Raw genomic sequence first — 13,534 nt, forward strand, 5'->3', positions numbered from 1 at the left:
CTTGCATTCGACGAATAACCGATGAGATGGACTTTGTGTTTGTCTCGCATCGCACAAACATCTGCCGCGAGGCCTGAAGGCGCGGCGGCTCGGCGAGGAGATGCACAATGAGATTGGGAAGGCTTTCACGGTCGGTGTCGATCCTGGCCTTGGCCCTGGCCACACCGGCCGGTCTGGCGGGAGGCGCCAGCGCCAACGACAAGCTCGTCGAGATGTCGAAGAGCGACGACAACTGGGTGATGCCCGGCAAGAACTACGACTCGAACAATTTCAGCGACCTGACGCAGGTCAACAAGACCAACGTCAAGCAACTGAAGCCGGCCTGGACGTTCTCGACCGGCCTGCTCAACGGCCACGAGGGGGCCCCCTTGGTCGTGGATGGCAAGATGTACATCCACACTTCGTTCCCGAACTACACCTTCGCCCTCGATCTGAACGATCCGGGCCATATCCTCTGGCAGGACAAGCCGAAGCAGAACCCGGCCGCGCGTTCGGTCGCCTGCTGTGATCTCGTCAACCGTGGGTTGGCCTACTGGCCCGGTGACGGCAAGACTCCTCCGTTGATCCTCAAGACGCTGCTCGATGGCAACGTGGCGGCGCTGAACGCCAATACCGGCGAGACCGTGTGGAAGGTCGAGAACTCCGACATCAAGGTCGGCTCGACGCTGACGATCGCCCCCTACGTCGTGAAGGACAAGGTGATCATCGGCTCCTCGGGCGCCGAGCTCGGCGTGCGCGGCTACCTGACGGCCTACGACGTCAAGACCGGTGCCCAGGTGTGGCGCGCCTACGCGACGGGTCCGGACCAGGATCTGTTGCTCGCCGACGACTTCAACATCAAGAACGCCCATTACGGCCAGAAGAACCTCGGCACGACGACCTGGGAAGGTGATGCCTGGAAGATCGGCGGCGGCACCAACTGGGGTTGGTATGCCTACGATCCCGGGACGAACATGATCTACTTCGGCACCGGCAACCCGGCGCCGTGGAACGAGACCATGCGTCCGGGCGACAACAAGTGGACCATGACGATCTTCGGCCGCGATGCCGATACCGGTCAGGCCCATTTCGGCTACCAGAAGACGCCTCACGACGAGTGGGACTATGCCGGCGTCAACGTGATGATGCTGTCCGAGCAGAAGGACAAGGATGGGAAGATGAGGAAGCTCCTCACCCATCCGGACCGCAACGGCATCGTCTACACCCTCGACCGGACGGACGGCTCGCTCGTCTCGGCCAACAAGATCGACGACACGGTCAACGTGTTCAAGTCGGTGGATCTGAAGACCGGCACGCCGGTACGCGACCCGGAATACGGCACCCGGATGGACCACCTCGCCAAGGACATCTGTCCCTCCGCGATGGGCTATCACAACCAGGGTCACGATTCCTATGATCCGAAGCGTGAAGCCTTCTTCATGGGCATCAACCACATCTGCATGGATTGGGAGCCCTTCATGCTGCCCTACCGTGCGGGTCAGTTCTTCGTCGGCGCAACGCTGAACATGTATCCAGGCCCGAAGGGTGATCGGCAGAACTACGAAGGTCTCGGCCAGATCAAGAGCTACAACGCCATCACCGGCAAGTTCAACTGGGAGAAGATGGAGCGCTTCGCGGTCTGGGGCGGCACGACGGCGACAGCCGGTAATATCGTGCTCTACGGAACCCTCGACGGCTTCATCAAGGCCCGTGACTCGGACAACGGCGATCTGCTCTGGAAGTTCAAGCTTCCCTCGGGCGCGATCGGTTACCCGATCACCTACACGCACAAAGGCACTCAGTACGTCGCCATCAACTACGGCGTCGGCGGCTGGCCGGGCGTAGGCCTGGTGTTCGACCTGCAGGATCCGACGGCCGGTCTCGGCGCGGTCGGCGCGTTCAAGAAGCTCGCCAACTACACCCAAATGGGCGGCGGGGTGATCGTGTTCTCCCTCGACGGCAAGGGTCCCTACGACGACCCGAATGTCGGCGAGTACCAGCAGGCAGCCGCGAAGTAGGCCACGCGACGTCCCCGTCGGCCTCCGGGCCGGCGGGACCCCTTCCCGACGCGCCGACACTCAAAACACGACATCAGGGATCGGAACTCATGCTGTTCCTCAGCGGGCCCTTGCGCGCGGCGACCTGTGCCGCCGCCCTCCTAACACTGGCGGCCATGCCGCTCAGCACCGTTTCATTCGCGCAGGAATCCGAGGCGCAGGCCGACCGGAGTGACGCGCCCAAGCTCCCAGCGGCGCCCCCGGCGGACCCCTCGACGCTGCGGATCTGCGCGTCCGAGAAGCAACCGCCCCTGTCCATGCGGGACGGCTCGGGCCTGGAGAACCGTATCGCCACCGCCGTCGCCGAGGCGATGGGCCGGAAGCCGGTCTTCGTCTGGATCGCCAAGCCCGCGATCTACCTCGTCCGTGATGGCCTGGAGAAGAAGCTGTGCGACGTGGTCGTCGGCCTCGACAGCGACGACCCACGGGTGCTGACGACGAAGCCCTATTACCGCAGCGGCTATGTCTTCCTCACCCGCGCCGATGGCGACCTCGACATCAAGTCCTGGTCCGACCCACGCCTGAAGACGATCGACCACATGGTCGTACCGTTCGGCTCTCCCGGTGAGGCGATGCTCAAGGATATCGGCCGCTACGAAGAGGATATGGCCTACCTCTACTCGCTGGTGAACTTCCGCGCGCCGCGCAATCAATACACGCAGATCGATCCCGCACGCCTCGTCAGCGAGGTGGCCAACGGCAAGGCTGCCGTCGGTGTCGCCTTCGGCCCGGATATCGCCCGCTACGTCAAGGACTCGACGGTCCCTCTGCGGATGAACCCCGTGCCGAACGACACGGTGAGCAGCGACGGCCGCAAGATGCCCCAGGCCTTCGACCAAGCCATGGGCGTGCGCAAGGACGACACTGCGCTCCGCGAGGCTCTCGACACCGCGATCGCCAAGGCGAAACCGCAGGTCGACGCCATCCTGAAGCAGGACGGCGTGCCGGTCATCGCGACCAACTGAACTGCGCCTCCATTCCTCAACACACCAAAAATGCGAAATCTTCGGATGACCGGATCGACGCGACTTCTGACAATCACGGCCGCCCTCGGCCTCGGCACGGCCGTGCTGGCGGGGGCGGTGCTGGCGCAGCCCCAGGCGGGCGTCCAAAGCGGCATCGTCTTCCGCAACGTCATCACTGGCGAGGCAATGGACACCCACGAAGGCAAACCCGGCGGCCGCGACACCCAAGCGGTGAAGACATTTTTCCAAACGGGTCAGAACATCTACATCGATGACAAGTCCTGCTTGCGTAACGGCGAGAGCCTGTTCCTGACCTCCTGCTCGGGCTGTCACGGACACCTTGCCGAAGGCAAGGTCGGCCCCGGCCTCAACGACAATTATTGGACCTATCCGGCCAATACGGAAGATGTCGGCTTGTTCTCGACCCTGTGGGGCGGTGCCAACGGCATGATGGGCCCCCACAATGAGGACCTGAACCCCGACGAAATGCTGCAGGTCATTGCCTGGATCCGGCATCTCTACACCGGTCCGGTCAAGGATGCGGCGTGGCTCACCGATGAGCAGAAGAAGAACTACACGCCATTCAAGGAAGGCGAGACCTTCGCCAAGGGCGCCCCCGGCCAGTGCAAGCCGCTGGAGTGAGCGTCCGCGCGGAGCGACGTCCCGGCAAGGGGCGAGCGAACGGCCCTCAAGGCCGCCCTGGGGAGAAAACGAGGAGACCTGAGATGCGCAAGACGGTGATGATGGCGGCGCTGGTCGCCGGTGCGGCCCTGCTCGCGGGCCCGGCCTCGGCCTATGACGGGCAGAAGTGCAAGGCACCCGGCAATTGCTGGGAGCCGAAGCCCGGCTTCCCCGAGAAGGTCGCGGGTTCGAAGTACGACCCGAAGCACGACCCCAAGGAACTCTCGAAGCAGGCCGATTCCATCAAGGCGATGGAAGAGCGCAACAAGAAGCGCATCGAGAACGCCAAGAAAACCGGCAAGTTCGAATACGACGTAGCCAAGATCTCTGTGAACTGAGTGTCATGGGATGCCGGAGTGCATCGCCCCGGCATCCCCGCGAACCCGCGTTGTCATTGCTTCACCCCGTTCACGATGACGGCGGTGCTTGATGAATCCGTCCGAAATCCTTCGAGCCCCCCATGAACCTTCCGCGCCCCGGCGACGCGATGCTGACAGACTGGCGGGAGGCGGCCGGACGCTTCGAGGCCGAGGTCGCCAAGGCGGTGGTGGGCCAAGCCCGCGCGATCCGCCTCGTGACCATTGCGATCTTCGCCCGTGGCCACGTGATGCTGGAAGGCGATGTCGGCGTCGGCAAGACCACCCTGCTGCGAGCCGTCGCCCGGGCGCTCGGAGGCGCCTACGAGCGCGTCGAGGGCACGGTCGACATGATGCCGACCGACCTGATCTACCACACCTTCCTCGGTGAGGACGGACGGCCGCGGATCGAGCCGGGCCCGGTCTTGCGGCAGGCCGAAGACCTTTCGATCTTCTTCTTCAACGAGATCAACCGCGCCAGACCTCAGGTCCACGCCCTTCTGCTGCGCCTGATGGCCGAGCGCACCGTGACGGCTTTCGAGCGGGAATGGCGCTTCCCCCACCTCCAGGTCTTCGCCGACCGCAACCGGGTCGAGCGGGAGGAGACCTTCGAACTCCCCGCCGCCGCCCGGGACCGCTTCCTGATGGAGATCGGGATGGAGGCGCCGCGAGAGGCCGAAGCCCGGCGGGCGCTGGCCTTCGATCCACGCTTCCACGACACCGACCGGCTGATCGCGGAGGTTGCGCCGGGCGTTCTCGACCATGCCGGGATCGGCGGGATCGCGGGGGCAATCCAGCATGCGGTCGAGGCCGCGCCGGAAATCGAAGCCTATGTCGTCGCCCTGTGGGACGCGCTTTTGCGCCCGGCCGAGGCTGGCATCCGCTTGGCGGATCTCGATATGGGGCGCCTCGTCCAAGGAGGCGCCTCACCCCGGGGTCTCGCCTTCCTGGTCCGGGCCGCCCGGGTCCGCGCGTGGCTGGAAGGTCGAGCTTGGCTCGTGCCCGAGGATATCCGGGCGATCTTCCCCGAGATCATGGCCCACCGCATCTTCCTGGAGCCGGTGCATGAGTTGCGCCGAGCCGAGATCGTGCCGGCCCTTTGCCGGGCGGTGTTCGACACGGTGCCCGCCCCATGAGCGAGCCCCCCTCGGCCGACATCCTCTACCTGCCGCGCTGGCGACCCCGGGGAAGCCGTCCAGGCGCGCATCGCGGACGGGATGGCGGCGGTCTCGGCACGTTCCGGGATCAAGTCCCTTTCCTCACCCTGCCGGACGCGAGGCGGATCGACCTGCGCGCGACCCTGCGAGACCCGTTCGAAGGCGTGCATGTCCGCCGCTTCGAGGCACGGGTGCCGATCGAGATCTGGGCGCTGGTCGATCTCTCCGCCTCGATGCGCTACCGCGGTGTAGCCGACCGGATGGCTTTGGCGGGCGAACTCTGCGCGGGGCTCGCCGCCTCCGCGACCCGCATCGGCGACGGGTTCGGGCTGATCGGCTGCGACGCGACCATCCGCGCCGACCTGACGCTGATGGCGACCCGCCACCGCAGCGCCGCCCTGGCCATGGCCGGCAAGGTGTCCGGAGCTCGCTGCGCGGCGGGCAGTCCCGAAGGGCTCATCGAGGCAACCCGCTTGCTGTTCGGGCGGCCCCGGATTGTCTTCCTCGTCTCGGATTTCCGCTGGCCTCCGGACCTGATCCGCCGGGTCCTCGAGGCGCTGGCGCTCCATGACGTGGTGCCGGTCCTCCTGGCCGACAGCGCCGAGGACGAGGGACTGCCCGAATGGGGACTCGCCGAACTGGAGGATCTCGAAGGCGCTGGCCGACGGCTCGTGTTCCTGCGGCCTTCCTTGAGACGCCGCTGGATCGCCCGGGAGCGGGAGCGTCGCGAGGCGCTGACCGCCGCAGCGACCGCGTCCGGAGCACGCCGGCCTTTCGCCCTGGTCGACCGGTTCGACGCCCAGGCGCTCAGCCGCCACCTGTTGGCAAACTGAGATGCGCGTCCTCTCGGTCCTGCTTCTCGTGCTCCAGACCGGCGTGGCCATGGCTCAGGTGCGCTCCGTCGAAGTGCGGGTGCCCCGTGGCTTCGGATATGTCCTCGGCGACCTCCTGCATGCTCGGGTCGATATCGCCCTCGAACCCGGCACCACCGTTCAGCAGGCCTCGCTGCCGCGCCCCGGCCCCGTAACCTACTGGCTCGATCTGCGCGACGTCGTCGTCGAGCGGATCGCGGGGGGCTTGAGCCTACGCCTGACCTATCAGAGCTTCTACGCCGCCCTCGATGCGCGGCGGCTCGAAGTGCCGGGATTTGCCGTAGCGCTCGCCGATGAGACCCCCGGCGGCACCACGACGGCGCAGGCCGAGATTCCCGCCTGGACCTTCGGCGTCTCCCCTTTGAGGGAGGTGCAACCGGAGAAGCGCGACGACCCGGCCGACTATCTCCAGCCGGACGGCCGAGCCCGCCGCGTCGACCCGGAGCCCGCCGCAATGGCGGCCCTCGGTTTCGCCGGGCTCGCGCTGCCCGCTCTTGCGCTGCTGGCCTGGGACCGGGCCTGGCTCGGCCGCCGCCGGAGCCGTCCGTTTGCTCAAGCCGTCCGGCGCCTGCGCAAGCTTTCCGGGGCAGGGGAGGACAGCTACCGCGAGGCCCTGCGCCTGATCCATCGCGGCCTGGACGAGACCGACGGGCGGCGGCTGCTCGCAGACGACCTCCCAGGTTTCCTCGACAGGCACCCCATCTTCCGGGGCGAGGGCGAGGCGCTGGCGCGCTTCTTCGAAGCGTCGCGCCGGGCTTTCTTCGGGCGGGAGATCAACGAGGCGCGGGAGCTCTGGCCCTGGGCTGCGCTACAGGCGGTCGCACGCCGCCTCGCCGCCTCCGAGCGGAGGGCGTGAGATGAGCGCGCGCCTCGCCCTCTTCGGCTTCGCCATGCCTCTCGCGCTCTGGCTCCTGCCGCTGGCCCTCCTGCCCTTCGTTGCGACGGGGCGGCGGAGGCATGCGGTGCCCGCGATCGCGGCGGCCCCACCGGATGCACTATCCCGATGGATCGGTACCACGCTCACCCTCGCCGGGGTCTTCACCATCGCCGGTCTGGTGCTTGGGTTGGCGGAGCCCTACCGGGTCGGCGAGCGGGTGACGCGGATCGGCATCGGCGCGCAGGTCTCGATGCTGATCGACCGCTCGGGCAGCATGAACGAGACCTTCGCCGGGCGGCAGCCCTCGGGGGCAGAGGAATCCAAGGCTGCGGCCTCCCGGCGCCTGCTCGCGGGTTTTGTCGGCGAACGGGAGCACGATCTGTTCGCCGTCACGGCCTTCTCGACGGCACCCATGCTCGTCCTGCCGATGACCGACCGGCACGAGGCCGTGCGGGCGGCGATCGCGGCGATCGACCGGCCGGGGCTCGACTACACCAACGTCGCCCGCGGCCTCGCCATGGCGCTCTCGCAGTTCGGCACGGATAGCGGCATCTCCCGGGTGCTGCTGTTCATCTCGGACGGCGCGGCGGTGATCGACCCGCGGGTACAGGACCAGCTCCGGGCCGACTTCGCGAAGATCCGGCCGAACCTGTACTGGCTATTCCTGCGGACCAAGGGCTCCCCGTCGATCCAGGACCGGCCGGAGGGAGAGGATACGCCCCAGGCCGCCCCGGAGCGCCACCTCGACCTGTTCTTCAGGAGCCTCCGCATTCCCTACCGGGCCTTCGAGGCCGAGGGGCCGCAGGCGGTGGCCGACGCCATCGCGCAGATCGAGGCTCTGGAGCGTGATCCGATTCCCTACACGGAGGTCCGCCCCCGCCGCGATCTCACCGGCTGGGCGTACGGCCTCGCCGCTCTCAGCCTCGCCGTGCTCGCCCTGGCGGCGCTCGTCGAGGCGGACATGTCGGCACGCCGCCGGGCCGGGCGCCCAGCGGTGGACGCGCGCCTGCGGAGGGCGGCATGATCGGCCTTTCGGAGACGCACAGCGGCTCGGCCGCGCTCTCTTTCTCCCCCTTCTCGCGAGCGGGACGGGGGTGGCGCCACCTGCGTCCGCACATCATCGTTGCGCTGCCCATCCTGCTTCTCGGGCTCGCTGCGGTCTTCGGTCTCCAGGCGTGGCGCCAGGAACAGGCGAACGGCACCATCGCCGCCCTCGAAGGCGGGCGGGACGTGGCCGTGACGGCCGATGCCCCGGCTTTGGTCCTCGCAGCGCGGGTGGGATTTTTGGCCGCGCGCGGACGCTGGGAGGAGGCCGAGCCGCTGCTCTCCGCCCTTGATGCCATCGGCGAGTCCGGGGTGATCGCCCGCGCCCGCTACCAGATCGCCAACGCCCGGATGCGAGCGGCCTTCGGCCTGCTCTCCCGGGGCGAACTGGACAAGGCCGGGCCGCAGGTGACGCTGGCCCGCCAGGATTACCGTCGAGCCCTGTCTGCCATGCCGGAATTCTGGGACGCGAAGTTCAACCTCGACGTCGCGTCCCGCCTGATCCGCGACTACCCGGAATTGAGCCGGGGTGAAGGCGATGAGTTGCGCGTCGAGCCCAAGAAGATCTGGACCGACATCCCCGGACAACCGAAGGGCGGCCCGTGACCGCCGCCCTGCCACTCGCCCGCAACCTTCGCTCATGGCGCTTTCTAACGCGTGTTCTGGCGCTGGCGCTCGTTTGCACCGCCCTGGTCGTGCCGACCCTGCCCTTCACGCGGACGGGGGCCAAGATCCTGGCGGTGATCGACATCACCGGCTCGATGAATGTCCGCGACTATGCCCGCGACGGCCTTCCCGAAAGTCGGCTCGATCGGGCGAAGATCGCGCTGCGGCAACTCGTGGCCGGGCTGCCCTGCGGTTCGCGGGTGGCCCTCGGCCTGTTCACCGAGCGGCGACCGTTCCTCCTGTTCGAGCCCATCGAGACCTGCGGGGACTTCGCCCCCCTCGACGGCGCCCTGGCCTCCCTCGACTGGCGCATGGCCTGGGAGGGCGACAGCCGCGTCGCGGCCGGGCTCTACCGGGCGATCGACATGGCCTCCGGGCTCGGCACCGATCTCGTCTTCGTCACCGATGGCCAGGAATCGCCGCCCTTGCCCGGCGGAGAGCCGCCCGTGTTCGAAGGTAAGCCGGGGGCGGTGCGCGGCCTTATCGTCGGCGCGGGTGGATACGCCCTCTCGCCGATCCCCCGCTACGATGATCGCGGGCGGGAAAAGGGCTTCTACGGTGAGGCCGACGTGCCTCAGGAGAATCGCTTCGGCCCGCCCCCCGCCGACGCGGAAACGCGGGAAGGCTATAACCCGCGCAACGCCCCCTTCGGCTCGGCTGCCGCGCAGGGCACCGAGCACCTCTCCTCGGTCCGCGAGCCCTACCTGAAGCGCCTCGCAGCGGCGACCGGCCTCGCCTACGCCCATCTCGATGGTCCCGGCGATCTCGAAGGACCGGTGCGCGCTGCCGCAACGCCCCGGCCGTTGCCGGGCTCCCTCGATCCGCGCCCCTTCCTGGGGGGCGTAGCCCTTGCCCTGGTGCTCGTCACCCTGGGCGCCGGCAAGGCGGCCGACCTGCGCCGCCGCCTTCCGCGTCGTCTGTCCCCCTCGGAGAGTCTTTGATGGTCCGGTTGTCGCGTCGCGTCCTTGCAGCATTGTTCCTGGCCTGCGCCACAGGTCCCGCCTTGGCGCACGGCCCGACGCCTCAAAAGATTGCTCAGACGGTGACGATCAAGGCGTCGCCCGACGCCGTGTGGAAGGTCGTCGGCGATTTCGGCGGGATCGGCTCCTGGCATCCGGACGTGGCCAAGGCCGAGGCGACCGGCGGCAACGCCGAGGGCGCGACGCGCAAGGTGACGCTCAAGTCCGGCGGGACGCTCACCGAGGGTCTCGACGAGTGGAAGGGGCCGGAGCGGACCTATTCCTACCGGATGTCCGACCCAGACCTTACGGCCCTGCCGGTCTCCTCCTACTCGGCTACCCTGACCGTGACCCCGGATGGCGACGGATCCAAGGTCGAGTGGATGGGTCGCTTCTACCGCGGCGACACGGGTAACGAGCCGCCGGACACCCTCAGCGACGAGGCCGGGCGCGAAGCGATGAACCGCTACTTCGGCGACGGACTGAAGGGCCTGAAGGCGAAGCTGGAGGGCAAGGGCACGCCATGACCGCCTGTCGGTCCATCCTCACCTCCCTGATCCTGCTGATGGCAGGGCCTGCAACCGGGCAGATCGTGGTCGTAGCGAGCCAGCAGGGCGCGCGGCTCACGCGGATCGAGGGCGAGGCCGTCGCCGGGTCTTTCACCGTCCCCGCCTCGCCGGCGGTCGTGGCCGCAGATGGGCGAGGGAGGCTCTACGCCAGCCACCCGGACGGACGCTCGATCTCGATGATCGAGCCGGACGGCACAGTCCACCGGCTGCCCGTGCAGGCCCAAGCCTTTGGCCTCGCCGTCGAGCCGGATGGAAGCCGTCTCTATGTCGGCGACTGGTCGGGCAACCGGGTGCTGTGCCTCTCCCCTGCGACCGGGGCCGTCGAGGGCACGATCCCGGTCGGACCGGACCCCGCCGCCCTCGTTCTCGGTGAGCCCGGGCGCCTCTACGTCGCCGAACGGGAGGGACGCTCGGTCGGGGTGATCGACACGCGCACGCAGCGACGCGTCGCCGACCTGCCGGTGGGCGACGGCCCCTTCGCCCTGGCCTACGATCCCAGTCTTGCCCGGCTCTACGTCGCGAACGTCCGCAGCAACGACGTCACGGTCATCGACACGGCGGGGGGGCGGGTGCTGACGACGATCCCCGTGGGCACAGCCCCCTACGGCGTCGCCATCGCCCCCGGCGGGGGACAGGTGCTCGTCACCAACCAGCACGCCGCGACCGTCTCGGTGATCGATACCGGGGCGCTCGCCGTCGCCGCCACGGTTCCCGTTGGCCGGTATCCGGAAGGGGTGGCGATCCTCGGCGGCTTCGCCTACGTCGCCAACTGGTTTTCCGATGATGTCTCCGTCATCGACCTCGCCGCGTTGAAGGAAACGCGCCGACTCCCGGTGGCCGAGGGTCCGCGAACCGTCGCCGTAGCGCGGATCGCATCCCCGGAGGCGGCACGATGAGGTCTCTCCTGCTGTCGACCCTCGCGCTCTTGGTCCCGCTCACCGCCTGCAACCGCCGCGACGAGGAGGCAAATGCCGATCAGGCGGTAGTGGCCCGAACCTCGGAGACGGATCTGCCCGCCTGGCTCACGCACAGCGACGGCACCGATCCCGGCCGCTGGCTCGCGGGCCGCGAGGCGGGGCGCCCTCTGGCCCTCGACACGCCGCAGGTTCAGGCGATGCGCGCGAGCCTCGCCCGAGCCGCAGAGGGTTTCGTCGAGGACCGCCGGATGATCGCCAACCGCACCGTGCAACTCGGCCAGATGCTGAGTGAGGTCGGCAAGGGCGAGGCCTACGGCACGATCCTCGACGGGCTCGGCCGCGTCGCTGCCGCCCGGGGTCGCCACAAGAGCCTCTACGGCGAGATGTGCCAGCATTATTTCAACATTCGCACACGCGGCGTGGAGCACGCGGCGGCGCTTGCCGAACTCTCCGCGAACGAGGTGCGGCCTCTGACACGGAGCACGCCGTGAGCGTCGGCTTCGACATCGCCCCACCCCGGACCGCCTCCCGTTCGCGCGAGGGCATCCTGATGGTCGACGATCATCCGGTCGTGCTCCAGGGATTCCGGCAACTCGCCGAAATGGACGAGATCGGGCAGGTGTACGAGGCGGGCGATGTCGTCTCCGCCTATAGGATCTTCCACCGGCATCGGCCGGGCCTCGTCATAGCGGACTTGTCGCTGGGGGAGGATGGGCTGTCCGGCCTTTCGCTGATCCGGCGGATCAAGGCTCTGGAACCGGCAACCCGCATCCTGGCCTTCAGCATGTATGATGACCCCGTCATCGCCGCCCGCACCGTTCAAGCCGGAGCGCTGGGCTTCGTGATGAAGGACTCTTCCGTCGAGGTCTTCCTCGAAGCCCTCGAGGCCGTCCGGACGGGCCGGGGATACCTGCCGCACACCATCGCGACCGGCATCGCGATGCTCGATCTCGCGCCCGACCGCTCGCCGCTCGCGCGCCTCAACGCAAGGGAGCTTCAGATCCTGTCGCTGCTCGGCAAGGGCAAAACCTATACGGAGATCGCCCGGATCCTGACCCTGAATTACCGCAGCGTCGTCAGCACGGCCGCCGTCATGCGGGTCAAGCTCGGCGCGGGCAGCCTCGCCGAGCTCATCCACATCGCCCTGGACCAGTCCGGCGCACGAACAGGCTGAACGTCACCGTGGGAGGAAGATTCCCGGAATGATCCGGCCCTTCTGGCCGAACAGCTCAACGGCCTTTTCGCAGTTTGCCGGGACATCCTTCTCGTAGGCGGCGAGGTAGGCGCGGGCCTGCAGCATCAGCGCGTCACGATCGATCTCCGCAGGATCGACTCCCATCGACCGGATCGCGCTCTTGAAGCGTTCCGCGTCCGATTTGAGAGCGCTGCAATGGACGTTCACGAAGCCGACGAGGCCGGCGAGCTTGGCGGCGTTGCGCTTCTCCGCTGGGATATCGCCAGCCTCCTGGCCCTGCGCGATCGGTGAGGCCGCGACGAGCCAAGCCGTCGCCAGAAGCAGAGCGTGAAACCGCATGGGATGATCTTTCTCTGAATTACAGACCGGTACAATGGGCAACGAAGTGAGCCCTTGCCTGGTCCAAGGCCTGGTATTCGGCCATGCTGGACGGATGACGCAGCTCCGGGCCTTCCGGAAGCCGCCCGGCTACGCCCGTCGCGGGGTCGAAGACGAAGGGCCGCGGGCCGGTATAGGTGCCCATCCGGTTGCGGACATCGACGCTCCCGCACAGGACACCGCCCCGGCCCGTCCGCAAGCCGCTCACCCTGGCATCGGCGCTGCCGAGCTGCCTCCCGATCGCGGCGGTGGCGCTACGCACGATCTCGGGATCGGGAGTTGCGAGGGCGGCGTCGTTCGCCAGCGCGTGTCGGGCGATCAGAAACGCCGCGGGGGCGAGGAGGAACACCGCCCACCTCATCGCCGATCTCCGCCGCAAGGCGCCATCACGGCTCTTCGCTGGAAGGCTGGGCGTGCAGCGAGATGCAGGTGCGGACCATATCGCTCAGGGTCAGGTTCCTGGTGTCGCCGATATTGGCCGTCTCCTCCAGGCAGCGCATGAAATACTCGCGGGTGAGGTCCGGCGAGAGCGCGACCATCGCCTTGCCCATGCGGTTGGTGAAGTCGATCTTGTCGGACATCGAGGCCCGCGGCCAGAGCGAGGCGAGGTCGTCCATCGTCAAGCGCGCCCAAGCGGGCGCGGACCCCATGGCCCAGCAGAAGACGAGAGCGAACGAGAGCCTTATCATCGCGACTGCCTGCCCGTGAATGAAGGACGTGGCGCCGATCGCGCCGACGTTTTGGTCGGTGGATCCTGAATGGCCGGACCACACCGAAGCTCAGGAAGACTGTTCGAGGAGAAAGTCTGCCTTGCTCGTGTTGGAGCCCATCGATCCATCGTACGCCTGATCTACCGTTCAAC

Annotated in this window: 17 protein-coding genes; 14 read left to right on the top strand and 3 right to left on the bottom strand. The window is 67.8% G+C overall.

Annotation, left to right across the window (positions count from 1 at the left end; all coding sequences use genetic code 11):
• Positions 1-107: 107 nt before the first annotated feature.
• From J4O73_RS07965 to J4O73_RS08030, 14 genes are all read left to right on the top strand, one after another.
• Complete coding sequence (locus J4O73_RS07965) at positions 108-1,997, top strand: methanol/ethanol family PQQ-dependent dehydrogenase (RefSeq protein WP_426216226.1); 1,890 nt, start codon at positions 108-110, stop codon at positions 1,995-1,997.
• 89 nt (positions 1,998-2,086) lie between these two features.
• Complete coding sequence (gene moxJ / locus J4O73_RS07970; RefSeq protein WP_426216228.1) at positions 2,087-3,001, top strand: methanol oxidation system protein MoxJ; 915 nt, start codon at positions 2,087-2,089, stop codon at positions 2,999-3,001.
• Positions 3,002-3,046: 45 nt separating this feature from the next.
• A complete protein-coding gene (gene moxG / locus J4O73_RS07975; protein WP_426216230.1) occupies positions 3,047-3,643 on the top strand; it encodes a cytochrome c(L), periplasmic in 597 nt (198 codons plus the stop codon).
• 83 nt (positions 3,644-3,726) lie between these two features.
• Positions 3,727-4,020, top strand: a complete 294-nt coding sequence (locus J4O73_RS07980) for a methanol dehydrogenase [cytochrome c] subunit (RefSeq protein WP_426216232.1) — start codon at positions 3,727-3,729, stop codon at positions 4,018-4,020.
• Between the two features lie 122 nt (positions 4,021-4,142).
• Positions 4,143-5,174 carry an AAA family ATPase gene (locus J4O73_RS07985; protein WP_426216234.1) on the top strand — a complete coding sequence of 344 codons (1,032 nt, stop codon included), beginning with the start codon at positions 4,143-4,145 and terminating at the stop codon, positions 5,172-5,174.
• Positions 5,171-6,028: a DUF58 domain-containing protein gene (locus J4O73_RS07990; protein WP_426216236.1), complete on the top strand. Its 858-nt coding sequence runs from the start codon at positions 5,171-5,173 to the stop codon at positions 6,026-6,028. Before J4O73_RS07985 ends, J4O73_RS07990 begins: the two co-directional genes overlap by 4 nt.
• Position 6,029: 1 nt before the next feature.
• Positions 6,030-6,923: a nonribosomal peptide synthetase MxaA gene (locus J4O73_RS07995; protein WP_426216238.1), complete on the top strand. Its 894-nt coding sequence runs from the start codon at positions 6,030-6,032 to the stop codon at positions 6,921-6,923.
• 1 nt (position 6,924) lies between these two features.
• Complete coding sequence (locus tag J4O73_RS08000; protein WP_426216240.1) at positions 6,925-7,968, top strand: vWA domain-containing protein; 1,044 nt, start codon at positions 6,925-6,927, stop codon at positions 7,966-7,968.
• On the top strand, positions 7,965-8,594 hold the full coding sequence (locus tag J4O73_RS08005) for an MxaK protein (RefSeq protein WP_426216241.1): 630 nt from the start codon (positions 7,965-7,967) through the stop codon (positions 8,592-8,594). Before J4O73_RS08000 ends, J4O73_RS08005 begins: the two co-directional genes overlap by 4 nt.
• On the top strand, positions 8,591-9,595 hold the full coding sequence (locus tag J4O73_RS08010) for a vWA domain-containing protein (protein ID WP_426216243.1): 1,005 nt from the start codon (positions 8,591-8,593) through the stop codon (positions 9,593-9,595). The genes J4O73_RS08005 and J4O73_RS08010 overlap by 4 nt, the downstream gene beginning before the upstream one ends.
• Entirely contained in the window at positions 9,595-10,140 is a 546-nt protein-coding gene (locus J4O73_RS08015; protein WP_426216245.1) for an SRPBCC family protein, read from the top strand. The genes J4O73_RS08010 and J4O73_RS08015 overlap by 1 nt, the downstream gene beginning before the upstream one ends.
• Complete coding sequence (locus tag J4O73_RS08020; RefSeq protein ID WP_426216247.1) at positions 10,137-11,078, top strand: YncE family protein; 942 nt, start codon at positions 10,137-10,139, stop codon at positions 11,076-11,078. The genes J4O73_RS08015 and J4O73_RS08020 overlap by 4 nt, the downstream gene beginning before the upstream one ends.
• Complete coding sequence (locus J4O73_RS08025; protein ID WP_426216248.1) at positions 11,075-11,590, top strand: MxaH protein; 516 nt, start codon at positions 11,075-11,077, stop codon at positions 11,588-11,590. Before J4O73_RS08020 ends, J4O73_RS08025 begins: the two co-directional genes overlap by 4 nt.
• Before the next feature lie 59 nt (positions 11,591-11,649).
• Entirely contained in the window at positions 11,650-12,273 is a 624-nt protein-coding gene (locus J4O73_RS08030) for a response regulator (RefSeq protein WP_426216860.1), read from the top strand.
• A gap of 3 nt (positions 12,274-12,276) precedes the next feature.
• Here the strand turns inward: J4O73_RS08030 and J4O73_RS08035 are convergent, their stop codons facing one another.
• Genes J4O73_RS08035 through J4O73_RS08045 form a run of 3 tightly spaced genes read right to left on the bottom strand, consistent with a single transcriptional unit; the run spans position 12,277 to position 13,289 of the window.
• A complete protein-coding gene (locus J4O73_RS08035; protein WP_426216249.1) occupies positions 12,277-12,633 on the bottom strand; it encodes a hypothetical protein in 357 nt (118 codons plus the stop codon).
• Between the two features lie 19 nt (positions 12,634-12,652).
• Complete coding sequence (locus tag J4O73_RS08040) at positions 12,653-13,033, bottom strand: hypothetical protein (RefSeq protein ID WP_426216251.1); 381 nt, start codon at positions 13,031-13,033, stop codon at positions 12,653-12,655.
• Between the two features lie 25 nt (positions 13,034-13,058).
• Positions 13,059-13,289, bottom strand: a complete 231-nt coding sequence (locus J4O73_RS08045; protein WP_426216253.1) for a hypothetical protein — start codon at positions 13,287-13,289, stop codon at positions 13,059-13,061.
• Positions 13,290-13,534 lie beyond the last annotated feature (245 nt).

The sequence above is a fragment of the Methylobacterium sp. NFXW15 genome (assembly GCF_049887755.1).
Classification (GTDB): Bacteria; Pseudomonadota; Alphaproteobacteria; order Rhizobiales; family Beijerinckiaceae; genus Methylobacterium.